General features: G+C 64.1%; 26 protein-coding genes and 1 riboswitch. Of the genes, 17 read left to right on the top strand and 9 right to left on the bottom strand.

The features are described from left to right. Positions 1 to 3 precede the first annotated feature (3 nt). The 3 genes from NKJ76_RS14070 to NKJ76_RS14060 form a co-directional block, all read right to left on the bottom strand. A complete protein-coding gene (locus NKJ76_RS14070) occupies positions 4 to 978 on the bottom strand; it encodes an HpcH/HpaI aldolase/citrate lyase family protein (RefSeq protein ID WP_023670793.1) in 975 nt (324 codons plus the stop codon). Between the two features lie 10 nt (positions 979 to 988). Then, a complete protein-coding gene (locus tag NKJ76_RS14065; protein WP_352537688.1) occupies positions 989 to 2,179 on the bottom strand; it encodes an aminotransferase class V-fold PLP-dependent enzyme in 1,191 nt (396 codons plus the stop codon). A gap of 145 nt (positions 2,180 to 2,324) precedes the next feature. Next, the gene (locus NKJ76_RS14060) at positions 2,325 to 2,990 is read right to left on the bottom strand and encodes a response regulator transcription factor (protein WP_023739128.1); all 666 of its coding nucleotides are present in this window, start codon (positions 2,988 to 2,990) and stop codon (positions 2,325 to 2,327) included. A 266-nt stretch (positions 2,991 to 3,256) separates the two neighbouring features. Between NKJ76_RS14060 and mgtE the strand changes: the two genes are divergently transcribed. Beyond that, positions 3,257 to 4,675 (top strand): magnesium transporter, encoded by a 1,419-nt coding sequence (mgtE, locus tag NKJ76_RS14055; protein ID WP_023739127.1) that lies wholly within the window; start codon positions 3,257 to 3,259, stop codon positions 4,673 to 4,675. A 158-nt stretch (positions 4,676 to 4,833) separates the two neighbouring features. Further along, entirely contained in the window at positions 4,834 to 5,220 is a 387-nt protein-coding gene (locus tag NKJ76_RS14050; RefSeq protein WP_023685221.1) for a MerR family transcriptional regulator, read from the top strand. A gap of 308 nt (positions 5,221 to 5,528) precedes the next feature. On the opposite strand, the gene NKJ76_RS14045 is transcribed toward NKJ76_RS14050, so the two are convergent. After that, positions 5,529 to 6,035 carry a methyltransferase family protein gene (locus NKJ76_RS14045; protein WP_352537687.1) on the bottom strand — a complete coding sequence of 169 codons (507 nt, stop codon included), beginning with the start codon at positions 6,033 to 6,035 and terminating at the stop codon, positions 5,529 to 5,531. Next, complete coding sequence (locus NKJ76_RS14040; RefSeq protein ID WP_352521993.1) at positions 6,032 to 7,042, bottom strand: acetyltransferase domain-containing protein; 1,011 nt, start codon at positions 7,040 to 7,042, stop codon at positions 6,032 to 6,034. The genes NKJ76_RS14045 and NKJ76_RS14040 overlap by 4 nt, the downstream gene beginning before the upstream one ends. Before the next feature lie 233 nt (positions 7,043 to 7,275). Here NKJ76_RS14040 and NKJ76_RS14035 point away from each other — a divergent pair, with 233 nt between their 5' ends. Further along, positions 7,276 to 8,475: an MFS transporter gene (locus NKJ76_RS14035; RefSeq protein ID WP_352445494.1), complete on the top strand. Its 1,200-nt coding sequence runs from the start codon at positions 7,276 to 7,278 to the stop codon at positions 8,473 to 8,475. A 7-nt stretch (positions 8,476 to 8,482) separates the two neighbouring features. On the opposite strand, the gene NKJ76_RS14030 is transcribed toward NKJ76_RS14035, so the two are convergent. Continuing rightward, positions 8,483 to 9,658, bottom strand: coding sequence for an aromatic ring-hydroxylating oxygenase subunit alpha (locus tag NKJ76_RS14030; RefSeq protein ID WP_023670786.1), 1,176 nt, complete (start codon positions 9,656 to 9,658; stop codon positions 8,483 to 8,485). A 134-nt stretch (positions 9,659 to 9,792) separates the two neighbouring features. On the opposite strand from NKJ76_RS14030, the gene NKJ76_RS14025 reads away from it, so the two are divergent. From NKJ76_RS14025 to cobO, 5 genes are all read left to right on the top strand, one after another. Continuing rightward, complete coding sequence (locus NKJ76_RS14025) at positions 9,793 to 10,485, top strand: gamma-glutamylcyclotransferase (RefSeq protein WP_031199063.1); 693 nt, start codon at positions 9,793 to 9,795, stop codon at positions 10,483 to 10,485. 67 nt (positions 10,486 to 10,552) lie between these two features. Further along, positions 10,553 to 10,747: riboswitch (cobalamin riboswitch) on the top strand. A 36-nt stretch (positions 10,748 to 10,783) separates the two neighbouring features. Further along, positions 10,784 to 10,963, top strand: a complete 180-nt coding sequence (locus tag NKJ76_RS14020; RefSeq protein ID WP_023670784.1) for a CbtB domain-containing protein — start codon at positions 10,784 to 10,786, stop codon at positions 10,961 to 10,963. Positions 10,964 to 10,978: 15 nt separating this feature from the next. Then, the gene (locus tag NKJ76_RS14015) at positions 10,979 to 11,782 is read left to right on the top strand and encodes a CbtA family protein (RefSeq protein ID WP_023739126.1); all 804 of its coding nucleotides are present in this window, start codon (positions 10,979 to 10,981) and stop codon (positions 11,780 to 11,782) included. Next, positions 11,775 to 12,287, top strand: coding sequence for a bifunctional adenosylcobinamide kinase/adenosylcobinamide-phosphate guanylyltransferase (cobU, locus tag NKJ76_RS14010; protein WP_023739125.1), 513 nt, complete (start codon positions 11,775 to 11,777; stop codon positions 12,285 to 12,287). The genes NKJ76_RS14015 and cobU overlap by 8 nt, the downstream gene beginning before the upstream one ends. Before the next feature lies 1 nt (position 12,288). Then, positions 12,289 to 12,903 (top strand): cob(I)yrinic acid a,c-diamide adenosyltransferase, encoded by a 615-nt coding sequence (cobO, locus tag NKJ76_RS14005; RefSeq protein ID WP_023739124.1) that lies wholly within the window; start codon positions 12,289 to 12,291, stop codon positions 12,901 to 12,903. 268 nt (positions 12,904 to 13,171) lie between these two features. Here cobO and cbiB read toward each other — a convergent pair whose 3' ends face one another. Further along, the gene (gene cbiB, locus NKJ76_RS14000) at positions 13,172 to 14,149 is read right to left on the bottom strand and encodes an adenosylcobinamide-phosphate synthase CbiB (protein WP_023739123.1); all 978 of its coding nucleotides are present in this window, start codon (positions 14,147 to 14,149) and stop codon (positions 13,172 to 13,174) included. Between cbiB and cobD the strand changes: the two genes are divergently transcribed. Further along, complete coding sequence (gene cobD / locus NKJ76_RS13995) at positions 14,148 to 15,203, top strand: threonine-phosphate decarboxylase CobD (RefSeq protein WP_023735901.1); 1,056 nt, start codon at positions 14,148 to 14,150, stop codon at positions 15,201 to 15,203. The two genes, cbiB and cobD, sit on opposite strands and share 2 nt — an antisense overlap. After that, the gene (locus NKJ76_RS13990) at positions 15,200 to 15,709 is read left to right on the top strand and encodes a tyrosine phosphatase family protein (RefSeq protein ID WP_023706115.1); all 510 of its coding nucleotides are present in this window, start codon (positions 15,200 to 15,202) and stop codon (positions 15,707 to 15,709) included. The genes cobD and NKJ76_RS13990 overlap by 4 nt, the downstream gene beginning before the upstream one ends. Positions 15,710 to 15,717: 8 nt before the next feature. On the opposite strand, the gene NKJ76_RS13985 is transcribed toward NKJ76_RS13990, so the two are convergent. Both NKJ76_RS13985 and NKJ76_RS13980 read right to left on the bottom strand, forming a co-directional pair. Beyond that, positions 15,718 to 16,521: a creatininase family protein gene (locus NKJ76_RS13985; protein WP_023670776.1), complete on the bottom strand. Its 804-nt coding sequence runs from the start codon at positions 16,519 to 16,521 to the stop codon at positions 15,718 to 15,720. A 53-nt stretch (positions 16,522 to 16,574) separates the two neighbouring features. After that, a complete protein-coding gene (locus NKJ76_RS13980; RefSeq protein ID WP_352537686.1) occupies positions 16,575 to 16,958 on the bottom strand; it encodes a RidA family protein in 384 nt (127 codons plus the stop codon). A 255-nt stretch (positions 16,959 to 17,213) separates the two neighbouring features. Here NKJ76_RS13980 and NKJ76_RS13975 point away from each other — a divergent pair, with 255 nt between their 5' ends. The 7 genes from NKJ76_RS13975 to NKJ76_RS13945 all read left to right on the top strand — a co-directional run bounded on the left by NKJ76_RS13975 (position 17,214) and on the right by NKJ76_RS13945 (position 24,151). After that, a complete protein-coding gene (locus tag NKJ76_RS13975) occupies positions 17,214 to 18,218 on the top strand; it encodes an ABC transporter substrate-binding protein (RefSeq protein WP_023670774.1) in 1,005 nt (334 codons plus the stop codon). Between the two features lie 2 nt (positions 18,219 to 18,220). Next, on the top strand, positions 18,221 to 19,045 hold the full coding sequence (locus tag NKJ76_RS13970; protein ID WP_352537685.1) for an ABC transporter ATP-binding protein: 825 nt from the start codon (positions 18,221 to 18,223) through the stop codon (positions 19,043 to 19,045). After that, complete coding sequence (locus tag NKJ76_RS13965) at positions 19,032 to 19,883, top strand: ABC transporter permease (RefSeq protein WP_023690276.1); 852 nt, start codon at positions 19,032 to 19,034, stop codon at positions 19,881 to 19,883. Before NKJ76_RS13970 ends, NKJ76_RS13965 begins: the two co-directional genes overlap by 14 nt. Positions 19,884 to 20,081: 198 nt before the next feature. After that, on the top strand, positions 20,082 to 21,383 hold the full coding sequence (locus NKJ76_RS13960) for a cytosine deaminase (protein ID WP_352537684.1): 1,302 nt from the start codon (positions 20,082 to 20,084) through the stop codon (positions 21,381 to 21,383). Further along, positions 21,383 to 22,786 (top strand): FAD-binding oxidoreductase, encoded by a 1,404-nt coding sequence (locus tag NKJ76_RS13955; protein ID WP_352537768.1) that lies wholly within the window; start codon positions 21,383 to 21,385, stop codon positions 22,784 to 22,786. Before NKJ76_RS13960 ends, NKJ76_RS13955 begins: the two co-directional genes overlap by 1 nt. Before the next feature lie 202 nt (positions 22,787 to 22,988). After that, positions 22,989 to 23,570, top strand: coding sequence for an NAD(P)H-dependent oxidoreductase (locus NKJ76_RS13950; RefSeq protein WP_023670769.1), 582 nt, complete (start codon positions 22,989 to 22,991; stop codon positions 23,568 to 23,570). Then, positions 23,570 to 24,151, top strand: coding sequence for an NAD(P)H-dependent oxidoreductase (locus NKJ76_RS13945; protein ID WP_023670768.1), 582 nt, complete (start codon positions 23,570 to 23,572; stop codon positions 24,149 to 24,151). The genes NKJ76_RS13950 and NKJ76_RS13945 overlap by 1 nt, the downstream gene beginning before the upstream one ends. Positions 24,152 to 24,316: the final 165 nt, after the last annotated feature.

Raw genomic sequence — 24,316 nt, 5'->3', positions numbered from 1 at the left:
CAGTCAATGCGTGGCGACGCGCGGCTCGCTAGAGAATTGGCTGGCCCGTTCGATTGCCTCGTTGACCACCAGAACATTGCGCGCCATGCGTTCCGACGCTGCGTCGATCATCTTGCCGTCGAGTGCGGCCGCTCCCTTGCCCTGCGCCTCCGCCTCCTTCAGCACTTCGAGGATGCGCCGGGCGCGGGTGACCTCTTTTTCCGGTGGAGAGAAGACGTCGTTGGCAAGCGCGATCTGCGAGGGGTGGATCGCCCACTTGCCTTCGATGCCCAGCGCCGCCGCGCGCCTGGCGCCAGCGATGTAGCCCTCAGGATCGGAGAAGTCGCCGAACGGCCCGTCAATGGCGCGCAAGCCATAGGCGCGGCAGGCGACGGTCATGCGCGACAGAGCGAAATGCCACTGATCGCCGGGATAGTCGGGGTTGAGGCCGCCAATGTTGACCGTGCGCGCCTTGCAGCTTGCCGCATAGTCGGCGACGCCGAAATGCATGGCTTCCAGCCGGCCGGGTGTCGCGGCAATCGCCTCGACATTGGCCATGCCGAGCGCGGTCTCGATCAGCGCTTCGAGGCCGACGCGGGTCCTGAAACCCTTTGCCATCTCGATCTGGTTGACCATGGCCTCGACCATGTAGAGGTCGGCCGGCACGCCGACCTTCGGCACCAAAATGGTGTCCAGCCGGTCACCGGCCTGCTCCATGACGTCAACCACGTCGCGGTACATGTAGTGCGTGTCGAGGCCGTTGATGCGCACCGAGACGGTCTTGCCCTTGGCGCGCCAGTCGATGTCGTTGAGCGCCTGGATGATGTTCTTGCGGGCGCGTTCCTTGTCGGGCGGGGCGACCGCATCCTCGATGTCGAGGAAGATGAAGTCGGCGGCGCTGTTGGCCGCCTTGTCGATCATTTCCGGGCTGGAGCCTGGAACCGCCAGCTCGCTGCGCTGCAGCCGTAATTTCTTGAGGTGGTTGATGGTGTGGCTCATTGTCGGCTCCTCAGGCGGCTTCGGCGACCGGCACGGCGGCCGAGGCGCGGAAGTGCTGGATGGCGGCGCCGACGCCGGAGCCGGGCGCCAGCCGTACGCCGCAGTCGAGCAGCGCCATTTCGGCGGCCGAGAGCGAGGCCAGCACCATCACCTCGTTCAGCCAGCCGAGATGGCCGATGCGGAAGACCTTGCCGATCACCTTGTTGAGGCCGCCGCCGAGCGCGGTCTGGTATTTCTGGTAGGCGCGCTTGACCACATCGCCGCTGTCGACGCCGTCCGGCACCAGGATGGCGCTGACGGTGTCGGAGTGCCATTTAGGCGTCTTGGCGCAGAGCTTCAGGCCCCAGGCGTCGACCGCCTTGCGCACGCCTTCGGCGAGGCGATGGTGGCGGGCGAAGATGTTTTCCAGCCCTTCCTCGGCGATCAGGTCGAGCGAGGCGCGCAGGCCGCGCAGCAGCTGCGTAGCCGGCGTATAGGGGAAGTAGCCGGCATCGTTGGCGCGGATCATATCTTCGAAGGAGAAGAAACAGCGGCGGTGGGTGGCGCTCCGCGAGGCGACCAGCGCCTTCTTGCTGACGGAGAGGAAACCGAGGCCGGCGGGCAGCATGAAACCCTTCTGCGAGCCGCTAACCGCGCAATCGACGCCCCATTCCTCCTGGCGAAAGTCGATCGAGCCGATCGACGAGACGCCGTCGACGAAGAGCAAAGCAGGGTGGTTGGCGTCATCGAGCGCGGCGCGGCAGCCGGCGACGTCGCTGGTCACGCCGGTCGCGGTCTCGTTTTGGGTGCAGAAGACTGCCTTGATGCGGTGCGCCTTGTCGGCCCTGAGCCGCTCGGCATAGAGCTCGAGCGGCACGCCGGTTCCCCATTCGCAGTCGATGACATCGACCTCGAAGCCGAGCCGTTCGGCCATGTCGACCCACAGATGCGAGAACTGGCCGAAGCGCGACATCAGCACGCGGTCACCGGGGCTGAGCACATTGGTCATCGCCGCTTCCCAGGCGCCGGTGCCGGAGGAGGGGTAGATGAAAACGCGGCCGATCTCGTTCTTGAACACCGTCTTGATGTCTTCGAACAGCGGTAGCGTGAGATCGGGGAAGGATGCTGCACGCATGTCCTCCATCGGCAGGTTCATCGCCTGCCGGACCTGTTCGGGGATGTTGGTCGGTCCGGGAATGAAAAGATGGGTGAAACCGGCCATGTCGCGAACTCCTCCTGATCCAGCAAAGCGGTGAGGGTAGTTTCGTCTCGACGGCTAATGGCAACAACACCTCAAGGGGTAACATCTTGCCGCGCGCGGGTGAGGGTTGCCTACCCGGGTGACCTACCCGCGGCCAGTCGCTCGCCTACCCCAACGGCTGCTTCTGGGTACGCCTCTCCCGCGCGTAGAGCGCGACGGCCATCGCCCGGTTGCGGACGTCGAGCTTGTCGTAGAGATTCTTGAGGTGGTATTTCACCGTGTTCTCCGAAATCCCGGTGCGCGTCGCGATCTGCAGATTGGTCCAGCCGTCGGACAGCACCGCCAGCAGCTCGCGCTCGCGCACGGTGAGCAGCGACAAGGGTGTGTCGTTGACCTTGTTGATGTCGATGTAGGGGATGCAGATGCGGCCATGCGCGACGGCCAGGATGGTCTCGAAGATGATCGCCGGATCGTCGAACTGGAAGCAGTAGCCCTGGGCGCCGAGCCGCACGCACTGCTTCAGGATGCCGATGTCGTGGTCGTTGGAAAACACCGCGATGCGCACGCCGAGCTTGCGGCTGTGAACCTCGGCCAGCACATCGGCGCCGTCCATGTCGGAGAGCTTCCAGCCGATAACGGCGACGTCGAATTCGCCTTCCGCTGCCAATTCCAGAAAATGCCTGCCGCTTTGCACGCAGGCCCTGAGATCGAAGCGCCCGTCGCAGTCCAGCATGTCGCGCAGGGCCGATATGACGAGCGGATTGCGTTCGGCGACGACCACGCGTACGCGCCGTTCCTCGATTGCCTTCTGCGTCTGCGACCTGATCTTCAAGGGCTTCCGGCTGTTCTGGTTGTCGCCTGGGCGGGTCCGGCCTTTGCCTGGACCTGCATCATGACAATTCTGCCCCAACCGTGCTGGGGTGCTCTTTCCCCAGCGACATGTGCTGTCGCGCCGGCTGAAGCCTGGGCGGAGTCATATCCTGATGAAATCACTCTCGCCCATATGCAGGGCGGGGCGCATTTCGTTTGATATTCCCGTGCGTTGCGCGCTAGACCTGACAGGCACCTTTTCCGAAATTCCCATGGCGGGAGCCGCTGGTGGAACGCCAGGACGACCACACGACCGGCGCCAAAGCCGCTGACGATGCCCACGCCGACATCTATGGCGAGGACGGCGCCGTCCTGTCATCATTCCTCGCCCAGATCGGGGCGGCGATCGCCGATCGCGATACGCTGACGCTGAAGCGCGAAGTCGACGACCTGCACCAGTCGGAACTTGGCGATCTGCTCGAGGCCCTGCACCCCGAACAGCGTCGCGCCCTTGTCGAACTGCTCGGCGCCGACTTCGACTTCTCGTCGCTGACCGAGGTCGACGAGGCGATCCGCCGCGATATCGTCGACAATATGCCCAATGAGCAAATTGCCCAGGGCATGCAGGACCTCGATTCCGACGACGCGGTCTACATTCTCGAAGACCTTGAAAAGGAAGACCAGGACGAGATCCTGTCGCAGTTGCCGTTCACCGAGCGGATCAGGCTGCGCCGCTCGCTCGACTACCCGGAAGAGACGGCCGGTCGCCGCATGCAGACCGAGTTCGTCGCCGTGCCGCCGTTCTGGACCATAGGCCAGACCATCGACTACATGCGCGAAGACAAGAACCTGCCCGAGCGCTTCAGCCAGATCTTCGTCATCGATCCAAGCTTCAAGTTGCTCGGCGCCATCGACCTCGACCAGATCCTGCGCACCAAGCGCACGACCAAGGTCGGAGACGTGATGCACGAGACGAGGCACGCCATTCCGGCCACCATGGACCAGGAAGAGGCGGCGCGGGACTTCGAGCAATACGATCTTCTGTCCGCCGCCGTCGTCGACGAGAACGAGCGGCTGGTCGGCGTGCTGACCATCGACGACGTCGTCGACGTCATCCAGCAGGAGGCCGAGGAAGATCTGCTGCGCATGGGCGGCGTCGGCGACGAAGAGTTGTCCGACAGCATTTTTTCGACCTCGCGCTCGCGCGTGCCTTGGCTGCTGGTCAACCTGTTGACGGCGTTCCTGGCGGCGTCGGTGATCGGCCTGTTCGACCGCACCATCGAGCACATCGTGGCACTGGCCGTGCTGATGCCGATCGTGGCCGGCATGGGCGGCAATGCCGGTTCGCAGACCATGACCGTCACGGTACGCGCGCTGGCGACCAGGGATCTCGACATCTACAATGCCGGCCGCATCATCCGCCGCGAAATGGGCGTGGGTTCCATCAACGGCATCATCTTCGCCGTGCTGATCGGCATCGTCGCGGCCGTCTGGTTCCGCGATGCCAATCTGGGCGGCATCATAGCGGCGGCGATGATCATCAATATGTTCGTGGCAGCCCTTGCCGGTATCCTGATCCCGCTATTGCTCGACCGGTTCAAGATCGATCCGGCGGTGGCGTCGGCGGTTTTCGTCACTACGGTCACCGACGTCGTTGGCTTCTTTGCCTTCCTCGGGCTGGCCACCTGGTGGTTCGCTATCCCTTGAGAAAGAGGCGTTGCGGGTTCAATTGACTTTTACGTAAATGTGGTGCGAGGCTTGCGCGGGGTTTCGTGCCGAGTCCGGCTTGGAACGGGGTTGATCGGAATGCGTTGGAAATCCCGGGCGACCGGGCGTTTTCCGATGTTCCGACATTTGGAGCAAAGATGCGGGAATATTATTCGATCACCGAACTGACCCGCGAATTCGACGTGTCGACGCGGACGCTGCGCTTCTATGAGGACGAGGGGCTGGTGCAACCGGTCCGGCGGGGCCGCACAAGGCTGTTTCGCCCATCTGACCGGCATCTGATCCGTCAGATCATGCGCGGAAAACGGCTCGGCTTCTCGATCAACGAGATCCGCGAAATCATCCAGATGTACAAGGAACCGCCCGGCGAGGTCGGTCAACTCAACCTGATGATCAAGCGCATCGAGGAAAAGCGCGAGGATTTGCGCCAGAAGCGCCGCGATCTCGAGGAGACGCTGGCGGAGCTCGACCAGGCGGAGGAGTCTTGCGTCGAGCGGCTGGTGGAGTTGGGGGTAAATACCTGAGCGGATCGTCGAGCGTTTGCGCGCCCGTCGCAAACGTTCGCGATTAGCGGAGCCCTTCCACACTTCGTCATTCTAGGGCGAAGCAGGAGCGAGGCTCCGTCGCGGAGACCCTAGAATCCATTCCGTGACATTGGCCGTGGAGTGCAGCGGTGCAGAATTCTGGACCGTGGCAACTGCTGTACGTCGCGGCATGGATCCTCGGGTCTGTGCTGCGTCGCTACGCTCCTTGCTCCGCCCGTGGATGACGAAGAGATGGGCGTTCGGCTAGTCGCCAAGGCATGCGAACCCTGCCAGCGATCACACCCGCCTCAAATCCACCGGCGCACCCGCTTCGTATAGTCGCGGTACTTCTTGCCGAATTTGGCGAACAGCACCTTCTCCTCGCTCTCGATGGCGACCTTCTGCGTTGCAAAAGCCGCGATCAGGGCCAGCGGCAGGAACCATATGATCCCCGAGACGAAGGCGGCGCCGATCAAAAGCAGCGTGTTGGCCAGATACATCGGGTTGCGAGTCACGCCGAACGGGCCGGACGTCACCAGATGATCCGGCACGCCATTGGGGTTCATCGTCGTTTTGGCCCGGATCATGGTGCGGATAGCGGTGAACCAGAGGGCTGCGACGGCAAACAGCACCACAAAGCCGGCGGCAAACAAAAGGTCGCCCAAGAGGTCGCCGATCCAGGGCAGGGGATAGAACAGGCCGAGCGCGATGCTGATGGCGATGGCGGCGATGTAGATCAGCGGCGGCCATGGGATCAGCCGTGGTCTCGGTAGATCGGGTTTTGCCAGCCCGGGTTTTGTGAGCTTGTCGGTCATTGTTGCCCTCCCTGCGTCATCGGACTCTCCTCCGTCCTTGCGGTGCAGATGCCGGCGAGTTCACCGAGATGCGCTTTGAACTCCGGGGTCTGGTCACCATTGTAGAGCCGGTCGAATGCCGCTTCGCTTTGCAGCGTGTCCAGCATGCACACACAATAGCTGGTGCAGAACTCCGTGTCGCGCTGCTGTTCGCAGGATACCTGGCATTCCTTGAGGAAGACCACTTCCCGTGTCTCGACCGGCGCCGGCGCGATCTGCGAGAACAGCCAGACGCAGCCGAACAGCAGCGGCTGGTGGATCAGATAGAAAGCCAGGCTGTGGCGGCCGATGAAGGTGAGCGGCCTGGTCCAGCTTCCTGATCCCAGCGTGGCCAGCCGCGCCAGCAGGCCGGTGGTGGACGCAAACTTTGCCGCGGCGATGCCGAGAAGTACGGCGCCGAACCAGGGAAACAGCGGCACGTAATCGTTGGAGCGCGGGTTGATCGCCGATAGGCCGACCCACCACAGCGCCGGATGATCGAAGGCTTCGGATCGGAAATAGATCGGCCCGGCGATCACCACCGCCGCCACGACAAGCGTCAGCAAGGACGGCAGCCGCAAGAACAAAAGGCCGAGCAGGCTGGCCAGCGCGATCTCGTGCAGGATGCCGAAGAAGATGAAGCTGTCCGGCGTGATGAAGTACGTGACCGCCGATATAGCGGCGGCCGCGACGGCGACCATGGCAAAGCGTTTCCAGAAGCCGGTCCAGCGGATCTGCCTGCCATGCGCGAGAAACAGGCTGACGCCGACCAGGAACAGGAAGGTCGAGGCGATGCAGCGCGCATAGATCTTCCACCAGCCGACGGCGGTGAGGCCGGGATCGGTGTAGTGGAAATTTTCGAGATCCCAGGTGAAGTGGTAGCTCGCCATGGCGATCAGCGCGATGCCGCGTACGACATCGATGGCGACGATGCGCTTCGGTTGATCTCGCTTCAGTTGATCTCCAGGGGGTGCGGTATGGATGCTCATGGTCTCGCGATCTGATTCAGCCCCAAAGACGACTATCACGGTTGCACCGGACAAAAGAAGGCCGCCCTCTACGCTCCGGGTCGCGCCGTGCGGCTGCATCGGGCGGCGCTTTAGGCCAGAGCCGGAAAGCCTTTGGCCGAATTCGCTTTTTGCCGGGAAGGGGTCGGTTTCCTGTTACCGGCGGAGGAAGCGCCAGCGCAGATTTGACGCCGCGAGTCTGATTTGGGGATCAAATGTCCACCCATGTGCGCCATCCGATCTGGCTTCCGGCCCTGCGTCCGGCGGATGCCCGCACCTTTGCCTCGCTCTATGCGGTCGAATCCTTCGCCCGCGCCACGGTATCGAGCGTCATCCCGATCCAGGCTTATGAGATTCTGCACAACGAGCAGATCGTCTCGATCCTCTACACCATCGTGGCGCTGCTCGGCCTGTCGGTGACCTTGTTCATGCCGATGTTGATCCGCAGGTTTGCCCGGCGCTGGGTCTATACCGCCGGCGCCTGCCTGCTGGCGATAGGCTCGCTGTTCTTCGTCACCCACACGCTTGCCGGGCAACTGACAGGCATGCTGTGCCGCGTCATGGGGGCGAGCGCCCTGTCGATCACGCTCAACCTCTACATCATGGACCACATCCGCAAGACCGATTTCATGCAGGCCGAATCGCTGCGCATGGCGTGGTCGATGCTGGCCTGGACCGGCGGGCCGACACTCGGCATCTTCCTCTACACACGCTACGGCATCTATGCCGCGCATGGCGCGGTCGCGGTGTTTGCGTTGGCCTTGCTGGCGCTGTTCTGGACCTACAGGCTGGGCGACAACCGGTCGATCCGGCCGGGCAAGACACGGCCGGCCAATCCGCTGGCCAATATCGGCCGCTTCGTAGCACAACCCAGGCTCAGGCTGGCCTGGCTGATCGCCTTCGGCCGCTCCTGCTTCTGGACGACGTTCTTCGTCTACGGGCCGCTGTTCATGGTGATTACCGGCGAGGGCAAGCTTGCCGGCGGCCTGCTGGTTTCGGCCGGCAATGCGCTGTTGTTCATGGCGATCTTCTGGGGCAAAGCGGGAAAACGCTTCGGCGGCCGGCGCACCATGACCTTCGCCTATTTCGCGATGTCGGCGACGCTGCTTGCGGCGGGCGCGGTCGGCACTACCGCGCCGCTGCTTACGGGCTTTTTCCTGCTCTGCGGCGCCTTCTTCACCATCGCGCTCGATGCACTGGGCTCGACCGCCTTCATGCGCTCGGTGCGGTCCTATGAGCGGGCGCAGATGGCCGCGGTCTACCGCACCTATCTCGACTTTTCCGAGCTGACGCCGCCGCTGGTCTATTCGGTGGTGCTGGCGTTTTTCGGCCTCGGCTCGGTGTTCGTGACGCTGGGCATTCTGGCCGCTGTTTGCGGCTTTATCACCTGGCGCTATCTGCCGAAGTCGCTTTAGTCGCCGATCAGGCGGTTGCCTCAAGCGCTGCATGCCGCTCGCGCACCCAGTTGTGGAAGCGGTGCAGATCGTACTCCTCCGGCATCAGCACGCCGGCCGCGTGACGCATGGAGCGCAGGCCTTTCTGGTTGATCTCGCAGATCGCGGCATCCTCCTCCAGCACCTGGGTGCCGAAGGCGACGACATTGTCGATGTCCGTCTCAGCCAGCGCCTCGGGCGCGAACAGCCATTCGGCGGTGAGTTCGGTCTGTTCGGGACCGAGCGGCATCAGTCGCACCGTCCTGACATAATCGACATGGCCGACGATGAACATCGAGGGCAGGCTGGTGGCATAGGTCTGTCCGGCCGCACGCTCGGCTGGCGTCAGGCCCGGGAAGACCGGGCCATGGGCATGTCCGTCGCGCGACCAGGTCTCGGCGCCGGCGCGCAGGCCACCCGAAAACTCCGGTGCGTCATTGTCGGCATGGCGGACCCAGTCGGGGTCGTCGTGCCGGCTCATCAGGCCGCGGCCGTATATCGGCACCAGCCGAGACAGGTCCTTGTGGACGCCTGGGCAATGCAGGCACTCGTTGAAGTTCTCCCAGAAGATCTTCCAGTTGCAGTTCATCACCTTGCGCAGGACATGGCCTGATACCAGCGTTTCCAGCGGCCAGTTGGCGAGGTCGCCGGATGCGGGATCGAAGGAGGTCTCGGCGGAGCCGGCCGTCGCCTGCTGAAGGTTCACAAAGACAAAGCCGCGCCACACCGACAGCGCCACCCGGTAGAGCGGATGATCTGCCTTGTCGAAACCATCTGGCAGCGATTTCGAGGGAACGCGCACGAGATCGCCGCGCAGCGAGTAGGACCAGGCATGGTAGGGGCAAGTGATGAGCCGCGCTTTCAGCCGGCCCTCGCTTTCCTGGCAAAGCTGCGAGCCGCGATGCCGGCAGGTGTTGTGGAAGGCGCGCAACTCGCCGGTGTCGTCGCGAAGCACGACGATTTCCTGCGTGCCGACGCGGAATGTCCTGAATGCCAAAGGCTGGGCAAGATCGGCCTCGCGGCAGACGAGCAGCCAGCTTTTGTACCAGATGGCCTCGAGATCGCGCTGGTAAGCCTCGCTATCCCAATAGGCCGATGACGGTAGCGTCGGTTCGGCCCGGCTCAGGCCGTTATAGGGGTCGCGCTCGCTCGGGTTGGGATGCATGGCTGGCTTCCTATGAAGCGTCAGCCGACACCCCGGCAAATCGTTTGTCAATCAGAGTGCCGCATTGCCGGTTGCAGGCGCGGCGCATAATCATGTCGTGGACATGGGACATTCGGAATTGGGGGGATTCGGACGTGGCCGCACGACAGATGTCGCTTACGCCGGAGCTGGTCGCGCGCTGCTGGCGCGAGATCAGGGACCCCGGGCCTGATCCGGACGCGATGCATCTCGATGAAGCCGACTATGACGCGCTTCTGGATGAATTGCAGGTCGAACTCCCGGATAGCGAACCGCTATGGCTGTTCGGCTATGGATCGCTGATCTGGAAACCGGAAATAGATTATGTCGAGGACCGCGTTGCGCTGGCGCGCGGCTGGCATCGGTCCTTTTGCATGAACATGACGCGCTGGCGCGGCACCAAGGTCAGCCCCGGCCTGATGATGGCGCTGGACCGTGGCGGACAATGCAAGGGCGTCGCCTTTCGGCTGACCGACAATAACCGGCGCGAGCAGTTGGGCCGGCTTTTCCGGCGCGAAGTCACGCTGAAGCCGACAAGCTACCGGCCGCGCATGCTGAAGCTTGCAAGCGAGGCCGGACCGCTCAGGGCATTGGCCTTCGTGATCAACCGCAACGGCCTGACCTATTCCGGCCCGCTCGACGAAGGCAAGATCGTCGAAAGGCTGGCCACGTCCTGCGGGCACTGGGGATCGGGCGCCGACTATCTCTACAACACGGTGAAAAACCTTGAAGAGCGCGGCATTCACGATCGCCATCTGTGGCGGCTGCAGCGGCTGGTTGCCGAGCGGATCACCGCGTTGAACCCGTAACGCCGCATGGCGCATTCGCGCTGTTGGCCGGCGGAATTTGGTTTGCCGGATGCGGCCGTTTCAGCCTATAGTCATGCATGTCGTCGGTTCCGTTAGGGACCAAGAGGGAATGCGGTGAGGGCTGACTTGTTGCCCAATGCCGTGGCTGCCCCCGCAACTGTGTGCGGTAGTCCTCTCCAAGCCACTGAGGATTTTTCCTCGGGAAGGTGGGGAAGGGCGCTGATCCGCGAGCCAGGAGACCTGCCGGCGACAGGGAACTGACTTCGATGCCCTCGGGTGGAGGGCGAAAGGACAAGATATGAATACCGCTTCCGTCTCCCTCGGCGCATCCGTCTCCTCGCAGTCGCGCTTCATGCAGCTCGTGCTTAGCGCGTTTCTGGGCATTTTCGTCGTCGGCGTTGTCGGTTTCTCGCATATCGATGCGGTCCACAATGCGGCGCACGACTATCGCCATTCGATGGCGTTTCCCTGCCACTGACGAGGATCTGACATCATGAACCTGTTTCGCAACGTCGTGTTCATCGCGGCGATCGCAGGGCTCGTGGCGGGTGTCGCTCTCGCCTGCATGCAGGCCTACGCCACCGTGCCGCTGATCCTCAAGGCGGAGGTCTACGAAAAGGCTGGTGGCGGCCATGAGCATCAGCATGCCGCGGCGCCCGCCGCCAACGCTGCGGACACCGATGCCATGAGCACCGCCGCGCCGGCGGAAAATGCGGTGAGCAGCGCAGCCCCGGCTGAAGCAGCCGCGCCGGCGGAGGACGAAGGCTGGGCGCCGGCCGACGGCTTCGAGCGTTTCGCCTTCAGTGTCGTCGCCAATATCGTCACCGGCATCGGCTTCGCGCTGGTCCTGGTGGCGGTTTCCGAGTTCGCCGGCGGCATCGGCAGCTGGCGCCAGGGCGTGTTCTGGGGCTTGGCCGGCTTTGCCGTGTTCACGCTGGCGCCGGGCCTCGGCCTGCCGCCGGAACTGCCGGCAATGCCGGCGGCCGATCTCATGCAGCGCCAGATCTGGTGGTGGGCAACGGTGATGACAACGGCGATCGGTCTTGCCCTTATCACCTTCCGCACGTCGGCGCCCCTGACCGTGCTCGCCGTCGTCCTGATCGTCGCCCCGCATATTGTCGGCGCGCCGCAGCCTGACAGTTTCGTAACGCCGATCCCGGAGGGCCTGCATCATCAGTTCGTGGTGGCGGTGACGCTGACCAATCTGGTGTTCTGGCTGGTGCTCGGCGCAGTTGTCGGCATAGTGCGCGCGCGCTTCGCCGGCACCGCGACCAGCCTGCGCGACAGCTTTGCCTGATCGCAGTTTGACCTTCATCATCGGCGGGGCGCGCTCCGGCAAGAGCGCGCATGCCGAAACTTTGGCGACGGCGTTGCCGCCGCCATGGGCTTATATCGCCACCGCGCTAGCCTATGACGGCGAAATGCGCGAGCGCATCGCGCAGCACCGCTCGCGCCGTGGCGAGGGGTGGGCGACCATCGACGCCCCGCTTGATCTTGCCGGTGCGCTCGAGGCATTGCCGGACAACCAGCCGGTGCTTGTCGACTGCCTGACGCTGTGGCTGACCAATCATATGCTGGCCGATCATGATCTGGAGGGGGAGTGCCGGCGGCTGGCCGATGTGCTTTCGCGGCCGCGCGGACCGTGGTTCGTGGTCTCCAACGAAGTCGGACAAGGCATCGTGCCCGACAATGCGCTGGCACGCCGGTTCCGCGATGCCGCCGGCCGGCTCAACCAGCAGATCGCGGTCGTAGCTGATATGGTGCTTCTGATGGTGGCGGGGCTGCCGCTCAAGGTGAAATGAGATGACCGATATCGACACAAAAGACGAAGAGCGCCATCGCGCCAAGATGGCCAAGCGCAAGGCGGTGCAGGACGCCGAGGTCGCGGAAAAGACGGTCGAGAAGGGGCTGCTGATCGTCAACACCGGACCCGGCAAGGGCAAGACCACGGCTGCCTTCGGGCTGGCGCTGCGCATGCTCGGCTATGGCAAGCGCGTCGGAATCGTCCAGTTCATCAAGGGCAAATGGCACACCGGCGAGAAGGATGCCTTCGCGGCGTTCGGCGACCGCGTCGTCTGGCACACGATGGGCGAGGGTTTCACCTGGGAGACGCAGGATCTGAAGCGCGACATTAAGGCGGCCGAAGCCGCCTGGGCCAAGGCGCTGGAGTTGATCGCCGATCCCTCGATCAGCCTCGTCGTGCTGGACGAACTGAACATCGCGCTGCGTTACGACTATCTCGATCTCGACAGAGTGGTGGCGGCGCTGAAAGCGCGGCGCGAAGGGCTGCATGTCGTCGTCACCGGCCGCAACGCCAAGCCGGCGCTGGTCGAGGCGGCGGATCTGGTGACGGAGATGGGCGTGACCAAGCATCATTTTTCGGCCGGCGTGAAGGCGCAGCAGGGGATCGAGTTCTGAGGGGCTATCCTCACCTTTTACCCTCCCCCTTGTGGGGAGGGTCGATCCGCGAAGCGGATCGGGGTGGGGGTCCTCGTAGGTCGCAGTGGGGGGGGGGGGGGGGGGGGGGGGGGGGGGGGGGCGCCGCGGGGGGCGGGGGGGGGGGGGGGGGGGGCCCCCCCGCCGGGGGGGGGGGGGGGCCGGTCCTGGTTGGGCGCCGCCCCCCCCCCCGGCGCTGCGCGCCGACCCTCCCCCCAAGGGAGGGTAAAGGAAGGGCGACGGTAAGCTCTCAGAACGTTACCGCGATAAGCACCGCCGACAGCAACCCGAACAGCCCAATCAGCAGATAGTCGGCGACCTGATAAAGTTTCAGCGCCCGCCTGATGTCCAGACTTTCCGCCTCGCGGCGGCCGCCTTCGCCCATGAAGGCATCGTTGACGACAACGCCGCCATAGCTGCGCGGGCCGGCGAGCGCCAGGCCGAGTGCGCCGGCCATTGCTGCTTCCGGCCAGCCGGCATTGGGTGAGCGGTGCTTTTTGGCGTCGCGCCGCACTGCTTGCCAGGCGTTGCGGGGATCGGCGCCGTCAACGAGAAAGGCGGCGGCAACGATCAGCAACGCGGTCAGCCGGGACGCCGGCAGGTTGATCCAGTCGTCGAAGAGTGCCGCCGCGCCGCCGAAGGCCTCGTGGTGCGGGGTGCGGTGGCCGATCATCGAATCGGCGGTGTTGGCGGCCTTGTAGGCGACACCGCCGGCCAGACCGCAGACACCTGTCCAGAAGGCGGGCGCAACGATGCCGTCGGAGAAATTCTCGGCCAGGCTTTCGATGGCGGCGCGGCTGACGCCGGCATGGTCGAGCTTCTCTGGATCGCGGCCGACGATGCGCGCAACCGCAATGCGGCCGAGCGCCAGCCCGCCGGTATCCAGCGAATCGGCCACCGCCTCGACATGTTCGGTAAGGCTCTTTTGCGACAGCAGCGACGAGGCCAGGATTGCCGTGATGATCATGCCGGCAGGAAAGAGCTGCCAGAGCAGGATTTGCACGATGAAGGCGATTGCCGCCGGCACCAGCACGATCACCAGCAGCGCCTGCACGCTGCGGCGGCGACGCAGCGCGTCGGAATCAGTGTCGCGGTTGAGCCTGAGGTCGAGAAAGGCTATCAGCCTGCCGAACCAGGTGACGGGATGGCCGACGGCACGGAACAGCCAGTCCGGGTAACCCAGGATGCGTTCGATGGCCAGCGACAGGAAAGCGATCAGGATCGACATGAAGCTTTCTGATGGAGCGATTACTGTGGTGGATCACGGTGGATCCCTTGGCCGGGCGAGGGCGCTCTTCCCTCACGCGCCACAACCTTTCGTCGATCTCTCGACAGGTATCAATCCGCACTCCTACCCGCTTTTCGAGCTGCCCGCCACCGCCCTGTCACGATTGCCGGAGGCCGCGCGCCTGCGTGAACTGGCCAGGGTCGCGGCCGGCGCCTATGGCGCGCCTTCGGCCGAGAATGTGACGGTCGCCCCGGGCACGCAGATCCTGCTGCCGCGCGTCGCCTCGCTGGTCAGCCCCGGCAAGGCGCTGGTGCTCGGGCCGACCTATGCCGAGCATGCCAGGGCCGCCGCGATTGCCGGCCATGCGGTGGCGGAGGTCGACGATTTCGAGGCGCTTGCCGGAGCCGAAATTGCCATCGTCGTCAATCCCAACAATCCCGACGGGCGAGTCGTGTCGCGGGAAAGGCTGCTTCGGCTTGCCGAGACATTGCGCGCCATAGGCGGTCTGCTGGTCGTCGACGAAGCCTTCATGGATGTCGGCCCGCACGCGGAAAGCCTGGCCGGCGATGTCGGGCGGGGCGGCATCGTCGTGCTGCGCTCGTTTGGCAAGTTCTTCGGTCTCGCCGGCCTGCGGCTCGGCTTCGCACTTTCCGATGCAGCGACGGTCGAAAGGCTTGAAACGCAATTCGGCCCTTGGGCGGTCGCCGGCCCAGCGCTCGAATACGGCATCCGCGCGCTTGCCGACAGCGGCTGGCAGGCCGGCATGCGGCGGCGGCTGGCGCAGGATGCGGCGCGGCTCGATGCGCTGCTTTCGCGCTTTGGCGTTGCTGTCGCCGGCGGCACGACGCTGTTTCGCTATCTCCGGCTTGCCGATGCACCGGGGCTGTTTTCGACGCTCGGTGAGCGCGGCATATTGCTCAGGCATTTTTCCGAGCGTCCCCAGGTGCTCCGCGCGGGGCTGCCTGGAAGTCAGGAGGAATGGCAGCGGCTCGAATCGGCGCTTGCCGACTGGCACGCACGGCGCGACGATGGGTCGAAGGAGATCGCGCCATGATCCATATCTGTTCGCTGGCAAAGCTTGAGGAGACGGTGGCCAAAAGCGGCGCCGAGCGCGTGCTGTCGCTGCTCGCTGCCGGCACCGAGGTGACGCGGCCGGCCTCAATCGCGAGGGAAAACCACCTGCATCTGGTCATGCACGACATCGCGGTGGCGCAGGACGGCATGACCATGCCCGGCGAAGACCATGTGCGCAATCTGCTCGATTTCGCCCGGAAATGGGACCGCGCCAAACCCATGGTCGTCCATTGCTATGCCGGCATCAGCCGCTCGACCGCCTCGGCCTATATCATTGCGGCGGCGCTCGCCCCGAAGCGCGACGAAGTCGAACTTGCGCAGACATTGCGGAAGCTTTCGCCCTCGGCGACACCCAATCCACGGTTGATCGCCGTCGCGGATGCTCTGCTCTCACGACAAGGCCGCATGATCGAAGCGATCGAGGCGATCGGACGCGGCGCCGATGCTTTTGAGGGTACGCCTTTCGTGTTGAAGATCGACGGCTAAGGCGGCCGCTATGCCAGCCAGTCCGCAAGCTTCGCCTTGCGCACATCCTTCAACAGGGTGATGAAGCCGTCGGCCTGATGCTCCGCCGTCAGTCGGCCTTTCTCGGCCGTGGCAATGCTGGCATCGCCGACCACGCCGTTGGGGTTGAGATCCCCAGCGATCCAGGCGAAAGCGTGCGTTCCGGTGTGGCGCAGCAGCGCAAATTCGGTTTCGGCGCGGGCGACCTTGGAGGCGAAATTGTCGGCCTTGGCCATGTCGACTAACTCCGGGCGAAAATGCAGCATCAACGAGGTCTCGACGTCGCCGCCATGGATGCCATGGCGGTCTTCCAGCTCGGTGTACATGCCGGCGGGGCGGCCGAAGCGCTGCCAGCTGGTCTTCACCGCCAGCATCCTCTCACGCACGCGCAGCTCGCGCGTGACGATGCCCATGATCTCTTCATTGCCGCCATGCGAGTTGACGACGATCAGTTTCCTTACGCCTGCGCGGGCAACGGACAGGCCAAGCTCGGTCCAGGCATCGACCAGGGTGGCCGCCGGCAGGGTGAGCGTGCCCGGCGCCTGCAGATGCTCGTTCGACTTGCCGACCGTTTGGACCGGCAGGATGCGGATGTCGAGATCGCCGGGCAGGCGGGCGATGACCGTCTCCAGCATGCCGTTCATGATCGAGGTATCGGTTGATACAGGCAGATGCGGGCCGTGCTGCTCGATCGCCGCCACCGGCAGCACGGCAATCGTCGCCTCCGGATCGATCGCGGCGTATTCGGTGGTCCGGTAGTCGCCCCACCAAACGCGTCTGTTTGCAACGGTCATGTCATGCCTCTTGACTGTGAGGGAGACCTAGCGCGCCAAACGTCGCCTGTCGATCACCCAGCCGCAATCGCCTCGACCTCGACCTTGAACTCCGGCCGCGCAAAGCCTGACACGATCATCAGCGTCGAGGCGGGCGCGGGGCTGGCAAACAAGCGGTCGCGGACGTCCATATAGGGCCGCAGAAAGGCGCGGTCGGTGACGTAGGCGCTTATGCGCACGATGTCGCCTAGCCCCAGCCCGGCTTCAGCCAGAATCGCCGCTATGTTTTGAAAGCAGAGCTCGGCCTGCGCGCCGGCATCCTCGGGGATCTGGTCGTCCGCCGTGATGGCGACCTGACCGGAGCACAGAACCAGCCGCTTGCCTGGCGGCACCTCGACGCCGTGGCTATAGCGGGCGAAAGGCGGCTTGATCGACTTCGGCGCGAGGTATCTGAACATGGCAATCTCCTGTCTGCGAGACCAGCCTAAGACGTGACCGATAGTACGTTCAAGATGTGGTGCATGGCACAAGGGCGATTGTGGACAGGCGTCCAAAAAATAGGCACGATGCCTCCCGCACAGCATGACCCGTCCGGTGTTGGCAGTGACTGCCGCGCAAGCAGGCGGCCCGGGCGGTGGCATGTGTCTTGCTTCTTGGATCAATGGTGTCGAGCCCGGCGCGTGACGCTCCGGAGCCAACAAAGGGTGGTGTCGATGTACGGAAAACAGAAGATTTCAGCGCTTGCGGTCGCGCTGCTTGGAGCCGGCACGTTCGGCGCGGCAGCAAACGAGAAGGTCACCTTCGGCACCAACTGGCTGGCCGAGCCCGAGCATGGCGGCTACTACCAGGCCGTCGCCGACGGCACCTACGCTGCATGTGGCCTCGACGTGACGATTTCGCAGGGAGGTCCGCAGGTCAGCGGGCGGCCGCTGCTGCTGGCCGGCAAGCTCGATTTCTACATGGGCGGCAATCTGCTGTCGGCCTTCGACGCCGTCCAGCAGGGCATCCCGATGCGCGTCGTCGCCGCCGATTTCCAGAAGGACCCTCAAGTCATCATGTCCCACCCGGGGCAGGGGCTGGACAAGTGGGAGGACTTGAAGAACGCCGACCAGTACATTCTCGGCGACGAGGGCGTCCAGACCTTCTTCCAGTGGATGGTCATCGAACTCGGTTTCGATGCCGCCAAGCGCGTGCCCTACACCTACAACACCGCTCCATTCCTGGCCAACAAGAAGTCGATCCAGCAGGGTTACGTCACCTCGGAGCCTTTTGCGGTCAAGAAGGAAGGCGGCTTCGTGCCCAACCAGTTCCTGCTCGCCGACTATGGCTGGGACACCTATTCGACGACGATCGAGGTGATGCAGGACACGATCGACAAGCGGCCGGAGGTGGTCCAGTGCTTCGTCGATGGCTCGGCCAAGGGCTGGTACAACTACCTCTACGGCGACAACAAGGCCGCCAACGAGATGATCAAGAAAGACAACCCCGACATGAGCGACGAGCAGATTGCCTTCTCGATCGAGCAGATGAAGAAGTTCGGCCTGGCCGATTCCGGCGACACCGAAAAGCTCGGCATCGGCGCCATGAACGAAGACCGGATCAAGAGCTTCTATGACAAGATGGTCAAGGCCAAGGTCACGCCCGAGGGCATCGATATCAAGAAGGCCTACACGCTGGCCTTCATCAACAAAGGTGTCGGAATCGAGCTGAAGAAGTAATCGTGAAGCTGGAAAAGATGGCGCAGGCGCCCATGACGGCATCGGGTGAAGGCCCGATGCTGCTGACGCTGCGCCATGTCGGCAAGGTGTTTTCCAATGGCGTGACTGCATTGAGCGACGTCGATCTCGCCATCCGCGAGGGCGATTTTGTCAGCCTGCTCGGGCCGTCCGGCTGCGGCAAGTCGACGGCGTTGAGGCTGATCGCGGGCCTGTCGACGCCGACATCCGGTCAGCTCGACTGGGGCGGTTCGATCGACCGCGCCAATATCGGCTTCGTCTTCCAGGAACCGACGCTGCTGCCTTGGGCCGATGTCTTCGACAATGTCTGGCTGCCGCTCAGGCTGAAAGGCGTGTCGCGTGCCAAGGCGGCGCCGGTGGTGATGGAGATGCTGGAGCGGGTGCACCTGACCGGTTTCGAAAACGCCGTGCCGCGCGAACTTTCCGGCGGCATGAAGATGCGCGTCTCGATCGCACGCGCGATGGTGACGAAGCCGCGCATTCTGTTGATGGACGAGCCGTTCGCCGCCCTCGACGAGATCACCCGCTTCAAGCTCAACAACGACCTTCTGGAGCTGTGGCAGGACGAGCGTTTCACCGTCGTCTTCGTCACTCACAGCGTCTTCGAAAGCGTGTTCCTGTCCAAACGCGTCGTCGTCATGGCGGCGCGGCCGGGCCGCGTCCATGCCGAGCTTGCCATCCACGCCTCCTATCCGCGAGACGAGGTTTTCCGCACTTCGCCCGACTATGCCGCGCTCTGCCGCCAGGCCTCGGACATCCTGGTCAACGCCATCAACACATCAGCCGGACCGCACCATGACGGCCATTGACCAGAATGCCGCAACGCTCGACGCGGAAGAGGCGGGCCGCGTACGCCAGGAGCGGCTGGAGCGGATCGGCCGGTGGGTCTTGCCGCTGGCGATCATGATCCTGGCGATCTGGCTGTGGGACCGCATCTGCGTGTGGAACGCGATCCCGCAATATATTCTGCCGCGCCCCGGCGTGGTGCTGTGGACGCTCTATAGCGATGCCGGGCTCCTGTTCTCCGCGCTGCTGGTCACGTTGCGCATAACCTTTCTCAGTCTGCTGCTTGCAGTGGTCGGCGGCGTCGGACTGGCGGTGCTGTTTGCGCAATCGAAATGGGTGGAGATGTCGTTCTTTCCCTTCGCCATCGTGCTGCAGGTAACGCCGATCGTGGCGGTCTTCCCGCTCATCAACATCTATGTGGACAACCAGACGGTGAAGCTTTTGCTTTGCGCCTGGATCGTCGCGTTCTTCCCGATCCTGTCCAACACCACGCTCGGCCTCAATTCGGTCGACCGCAATCTGCGCGACATGTTCAAGCTCAACGGCGCGACGCGCTGGCAGCAATTGCGCTATCTCAGACTGCCGGCGGCCATGCCGTATTTTCTAGGAGGCCTGAAGATCGCCGGCGGCCTGTCGCTGATCGGCGCCGTGGTGGCCGAGTTCGTCGCCGGCGCGCAGGGACAATCCTCAGGGCTCGCCTCGCGCATCATCGAGGCCGGCTACCGGCTCAACGCGCCAAGGCTTTTCGCGGCGCTGATCCTGATCTCGCTCACCGGCATATTGATCTTCCTGGTGCTGTCGCTGGTGTCGCATCTCATCCTGCGCCGCTGGCACGAGAGCGCGCTGAAGCATGAGCGGTAGGGGGTTGGGTGACGTGATTGAGATGCTGGCGCGAAACACCCCCCTCTGGCCTGCCGGCCATCTCCCCCTCAAGGGGGGAGATTGGACGTCATCCGGGATTTCGCCAATTATCGACGTTGGAAGGCGGGTGCTGTCGGAAAAGCTGCCAATCTCCCCCCTTGAGGGGGAGATGCCCGGCAGGGCAGAGGGGGGCGGTCCTTGATACCGACCTCTGGCTCGTACCATCTCACCAACGTCCGCCTTCACCGGTCGCTGACATCAGGTCTTGCCACCACTTACGACACCGACGGTTTCGCGCTGGCCGACATTGCCGTTGCCGATTGCAAGATCTCGGCCATCGCCGCGCACTACAAATCAAAGGCGCCGACCGATGCCGTCGATCTCGCCGGCCGCATCGTGCTGCCGTGCTTCGTCGACTGCCACACCCACATCGACAAGGGCCATATCTGGCCGCGCAAACCCAATCCCGACGGCAGTTTCATGGGCGCGCTCAATGCGACCGGCGCCGACCGTGCGGCGCGCTGGAGCGCCGAGGACGTGGCGCGGCGCATGGATTTCTCTTTGCGCTCGGCCTACGCGCACGGCACCAAGGCGCTGCGCACGCATCTCGACAGCGTGCCGCCGCAGGAGGAGATCTCCTGGCCGGTGTTCGAGGCGATGCGGGAGAAATGGCGCGGTCGCATCGAGCTGCAGGCGGCCTGCCTGCTCGGCATCGAAGGCGTGCGCAACAGCAAGTGGTTCGAGAAATTGGCCAAGCGCGTGGCTGCGGCCAAGGGCGTCCTCGGCGTCGTCACCTATATGGTGCCGGATCTCGAGGAGCTTCTAGACAAGGTGTTCGCCGAGGCGAACAAGCACGGGCTCGATCTCGATTTCCACGCCGACGAGACCGACGACATCGCGGCGATCTCGCTGAAGAAGATTGCCGAGGCTGCACTCTGGAACGGTTTTGAGGGCAACATCCTGGTGGGACATTGCTGCTCGCTGGCGCGCCAGCCGGACCTCGACGTGCTCGATACGCTGGACAAGGTCGCCAAGGCCAAGCTTGCCGTGGTGTCGCTGCCGATGTGCAATCTCTATCTGCAGGACCGGCGCGCCGACCAGACCACGCCTCGCTGGCGCGGCGTGACGCTGCTGCACGAGATGAAGGCGAGGGGCATTGCGGTGGCGGTCGCCTCCGACAACACCCGCGATCCGTTCTATGCCTATGGCGATCTCGACATGCTGGAGGTCTACCGCATGGCGACGCGCATCCTGCATTTCGACCATCCGGTCGGCGACTGGCCGCAGACGGTGGCGGCGACGCCGGCCAAGGTGATGCGGCTCGACGGTGTCGGGACACTGGCAGCCGGTGGCAGCGCCGATTTCATCGTCTTCAAAGGGCGGAGCTGGACGGAATTGCTGTCGCGACCCGAATCGGATCGCATCGTCGTGCGCAACGGCCGAGCGATCGACAGGCAAGTGCCCGACTATGCCGAGCTCGACGAACTGATGGTGGAATGATGGATGTTTCGGCGCTCAAACGCGATCTCGACGGGATAAAGCTCGACGACAATCCGGCCATCGTCCAGCAGAAGAGCCGCGACTTCTACTGGTACAGCCCGGTGCTGAAGCAGCAGCTCGACCACGTCACCGGCGACCTGATCGTGACGCCCAGGAACGAGGCCGAACTGATCCGCGTGCTTGCCGCTTGCCACCGTCATGGCGTTCCGGTGACGCCGCGCGGCAGCGGCACCGGCAATTACGGTCAGGCGATGCCGCTATCGGGCGGCGTGGTTTTGAACCTTGCCGAGATGAACGAGATCAAGGCCATAGCGCCGGGCCGCGTGGTGACCGGGCCGGGCGCGATCCTCGCCGACATCGACAGAGCGACGCGCGCGCATTCCGGGCAGGAACTGCGGCTGTCGCCGTCGACCTACAACACCGCCTCGATCGGCGGCTTCATCGCCGGCGGCTCGGGCGGCGTCGGTTCGATCAATTTCGGCGGTCTGCGTGATTTCGGCAATGTGCTGCGCCTGCGCGTCGTCACTATGGAGGCGGAGCCGAAGGCGCTCGAACTCACCGGCGAGGACCTGCACAAGGTCACCCACGCCTATGGCACGAACGGCATCATCACCGAGGTCGAGATGCCGCTGACTGCAGCCTATGAATGGATCGACGTGATCGTCGGCTTCGACGCTTTCATGCCGGCAGCCCGCTACGGCAACGCGCTGGCACGCCAGGACGGCATCCTGACCAAGCTGATCACGCCGATCGCCGCGCCCGTGCCGCAGCTCTATTTCAAGCGCCACCAGAAGTTCTTCCGGGACGGGCAAAGCATCTGCGTCGTCATGGTTGCCCGGCATGGGCTAGACGCGTTCCTCGCCTTCACCCGCCGTACCGGCGGCGAAGTCATCTTCAATGCGGCGACGGCCACGGACGAAGAGAAAAAGGGCCTGCCGCCGGGCTTCGAACTGGCGTGGAACCACACCACGCTCAGGGCACTGCGGGTCGATCCCGCGATCACCTATCTGCAATCGCTCTATCCGTTTCCCAACCAGCTGGCGCTGGTGGAGAAGATGGACGCGATGTTTCCGAACGAGGTCTTTTCGCATCTCGAATTCGTGCGCCTCGACGGCAACATCACCTGTTTTGGCCTGCCGCTGGTGAAATTCACCACCGAGGCGCGGCTCAACGAAATCATCCGGCTGCATGAGGAGAACGGCTGCCCGATCTTCAACCCGCACCGCTACACGCTGGAAGAGGGCGGCATGAAGCAGACGGATGAAATCCAGCTCGCCTTCAAGCGCGAGACCGATCCGCAAGGCCTGCTCAATCCCGGCAAGATGATCGCCTGGGAAAATCCGGATTACGACTATCGCTCGGGCCGGACTTTTTTGTTCAAGGGTTTGCAGAGGGCGGGGTGAGAGGTTTGCGCTTGAACACCCCCCTCTGGCCTGCCGGACATCTCCCCCGCAAGGGGGGAGATTGGCAGCCTGAACGCCGCGGCCAATCTGACACGCTGACAATTAGTGAAAGCGATGCGGCAGTCCGATCTCCCCCCTTGCGGGGGAGATGCCCGGCAGGGCAGAGGGGGGTGCCTCGCGCCCACCTCGCAAGTATTTCCCCATGAAAGTCCTCGTCCTCTACGCACACCCGGTGGAGACCAGCTTCAATGCAGGTCTGCACCGCACGATCGTCGAGCGGCTGACGGCCGCCGGCCATGAGGTCGACGATTGCGATCTCTATGCCGAGGATTTCGACCCCCGGCTGACGCGCGGGGAGAGGCTGGATTATCATAACCAACGCAGCCCTGCGGACCTGGCCGCGCCCTATGTCGAGCGGCTGCTCAAGGCCGAGGCGCTGGTGCTGTCATATCCCGTCTGGAACTACGGCTTCCCGGCCATCCTGAAAGGCTTTTTCGACCGCGTGTTTCTGCCCGGCGTGTCGTTCAAATTGGTCGACGGCAAGGCGCAGCCTTCGCTCCACAACATCCGCAAGCTGACCGCCGTCACCACCTATGGCGGCAGCCGGTTCCGCGCCATGCTGATGGGCGATCCGCCGCGCAAATTGGTCAAGCGGATGCTGCGCGCGACGATCAGGCCCGGCGCCTCGGTGTCCTACCTCGCTCATTATTCGATGAACCTGTCGACCGACGAGACGCGGGCAGCCTTCATGGCCAAGGTCGCGGCCGGGATGGATGAATTCTGATGCGCGTGCTGGTGGTCTATTGCCATCCGGTGCCCGAAAGCTTTTGCGCCGCCATCAGAGATGCCGCCGTCGATGTGCTGAAGGCACGCGGCTGGGAGGTGAGGCTGCTCGACCTCTATGCCGAAAAATTCGACCCGGTGATGGGTAGCGAGGAGCGGCGCGCCTACAATGAGCGGGCGCCGGAGGATCCGGCCCTAAAACCGCATTTCGAGCATCTCGCCTGGGCTGAGGCGATCCTGTTCATCTATCCGACCTGGTGGTACGGGCTGCCGGCCATGCTGAAGGGCTGGCTCGACCGGGTCTGGGCGACCGATGTCGCCTTCAAGCTGGGCAAGGGGCGTATCACGTCGCTGATGACGCATGTCACCAAGGTTGGCGTCATCACCACCTGCGGCGCGCCGACCTGGTGGAGCGTCGTCGTCGGCCAGCCCGGCCGCAAGACCTTGCTGCGCGGTATGCGCGCGCTGTGCGCCCGCCGCTGCCGGACGTTTTTCCTGGCGCACTACCTGATGGACGCCTCGACGCCAAGGACGAGGGCGGCGTTTCTGGTGAAGGTGCGGGCGAAGCTGGAGCGGTTTTGAGCTTCTTCACCCTCCCCCTTGTGGGGAGGGTAGCGCAGCAAATGCCGCAAGGCGGCTTTTGCGAAGCGGGGTGGGGGGTCTCGTAGGGCGCACCCCCCATCCCGTCTCGCAATCGCCGCTTCGCTCCGACTGCGAGCCGACCTTCCCCACAAGGGGAGGGTAAAA

It is taken from the genome of Mesorhizobium sp. M0029, assembly GCF_040323735.1.
Classification (GTDB): domain Bacteria; phylum Pseudomonadota; class Alphaproteobacteria; order Rhizobiales; family Rhizobiaceae; genus Mesorhizobium.
This window is presented reverse-complemented; position numbering and strand designations above follow the sequence as displayed.

Bases quoted from the DNA above. Each gene is read 5' to 3' on its own strand.
- NKJ76_RS14070 (WP_023670793.1), bottom strand. From the start codon at position 978: ATGAGCCACACCATCAACCACCTCAAGAAATTACGGCTGCAGCGCAGC.
- cobD (WP_023735901.1), top strand. From the start codon at position 14,148: ATGAAGCTTTCTGATGGAGCGATTACTGTGGTGGATCACGGTGGATCC.
- NKJ76_RS14030 (WP_023670786.1), bottom strand. From the start codon at position 9,658: ATGCATCCCAACCCGAGCGAGCGCGACCCCTATAACGGCCTGAGCCGG.
- NKJ76_RS13975 (WP_023670774.1), top strand. From the start codon at position 17,214: ATGTACGGAAAACAGAAGATTTCAGCGCTTGCGGTCGCGCTGCTTGGA.
- NKJ76_RS14050 (WP_023685221.1), top strand. From the start codon at position 4,834: ATGCGGGAATATTATTCGATCACCGAACTGACCCGCGAATTCGACGTG.
- NKJ76_RS13955 (WP_352537768.1), top strand. From the start codon at position 21,383: ATGGATGTTTCGGCGCTCAAACGCGATCTCGACGGGATAAAGCTCGAC.
- cobO (WP_023739124.1), top strand. From the start codon at position 12,289: ATGACCGATATCGACACAAAAGACGAAGAGCGCCATCGCGCCAAGATG.
- NKJ76_RS13990 (WP_023706115.1), top strand. From the start codon at position 15,200: ATGATCCATATCTGTTCGCTGGCAAAGCTTGAGGAGACGGTGGCCAAA.
- NKJ76_RS14065 (WP_352537688.1), bottom strand. From the start codon at position 2,179: ATGGCCGGTTTCACCCATCTTTTCATTCCCGGACCGACCAACATCCCC.
- cbiB (WP_023739123.1), bottom strand. From the start codon at position 14,149: ATGTCGATCCTGATCGCTTTCCTGTCGCTGGCCATCGAACGCATCCTG.
- NKJ76_RS13965 (WP_023690276.1), top strand. From the start codon at position 19,032: ATGACGGCCATTGACCAGAATGCCGCAACGCTCGACGCGGAAGAGGCG.
- NKJ76_RS13980 (WP_352537686.1), bottom strand. From the start codon at position 16,958: ATGTTCAGATACCTCGCGCCGAAGTCGATCAAGCCGCCTTTCGCCCGC.
- NKJ76_RS14020 (WP_023670784.1), top strand. From the start codon at position 10,784: ATGAATACCGCTTCCGTCTCCCTCGGCGCATCCGTCTCCTCGCAGTCG.
- NKJ76_RS13945 (WP_023670768.1), top strand. From the start codon at position 23,570: ATGCGCGTGCTGGTGGTCTATTGCCATCCGGTGCCCGAAAGCTTTTGC.
- NKJ76_RS14015 (WP_023739126.1), top strand. From the start codon at position 10,979: ATGAACCTGTTTCGCAACGTCGTGTTCATCGCGGCGATCGCAGGGCTC.
- NKJ76_RS13950 (WP_023670769.1), top strand. From the start codon at position 22,989: ATGAAAGTCCTCGTCCTCTACGCACACCCGGTGGAGACCAGCTTCAAT.
- NKJ76_RS14040 (WP_352521993.1), bottom strand. From the start codon at position 7,042: ATGAGCATCCATACCGCACCCCCTGGAGATCAACTGAAGCGAGATCAA.
- NKJ76_RS13985 (WP_023670776.1), bottom strand. From the start codon at position 16,521: ATGACCGTTGCAAACAGACGCGTTTGGTGGGGCGACTACCGGACCACC.
- NKJ76_RS14045 (WP_352537687.1), bottom strand. From the start codon at position 6,035: ATGACCGACAAGCTCACAAAACCCGGGCTGGCAAAACCCGATCTACCG.
- NKJ76_RS14035 (WP_352445494.1), top strand. From the start codon at position 7,276: ATGTCCACCCATGTGCGCCATCCGATCTGGCTTCCGGCCCTGCGTCCG.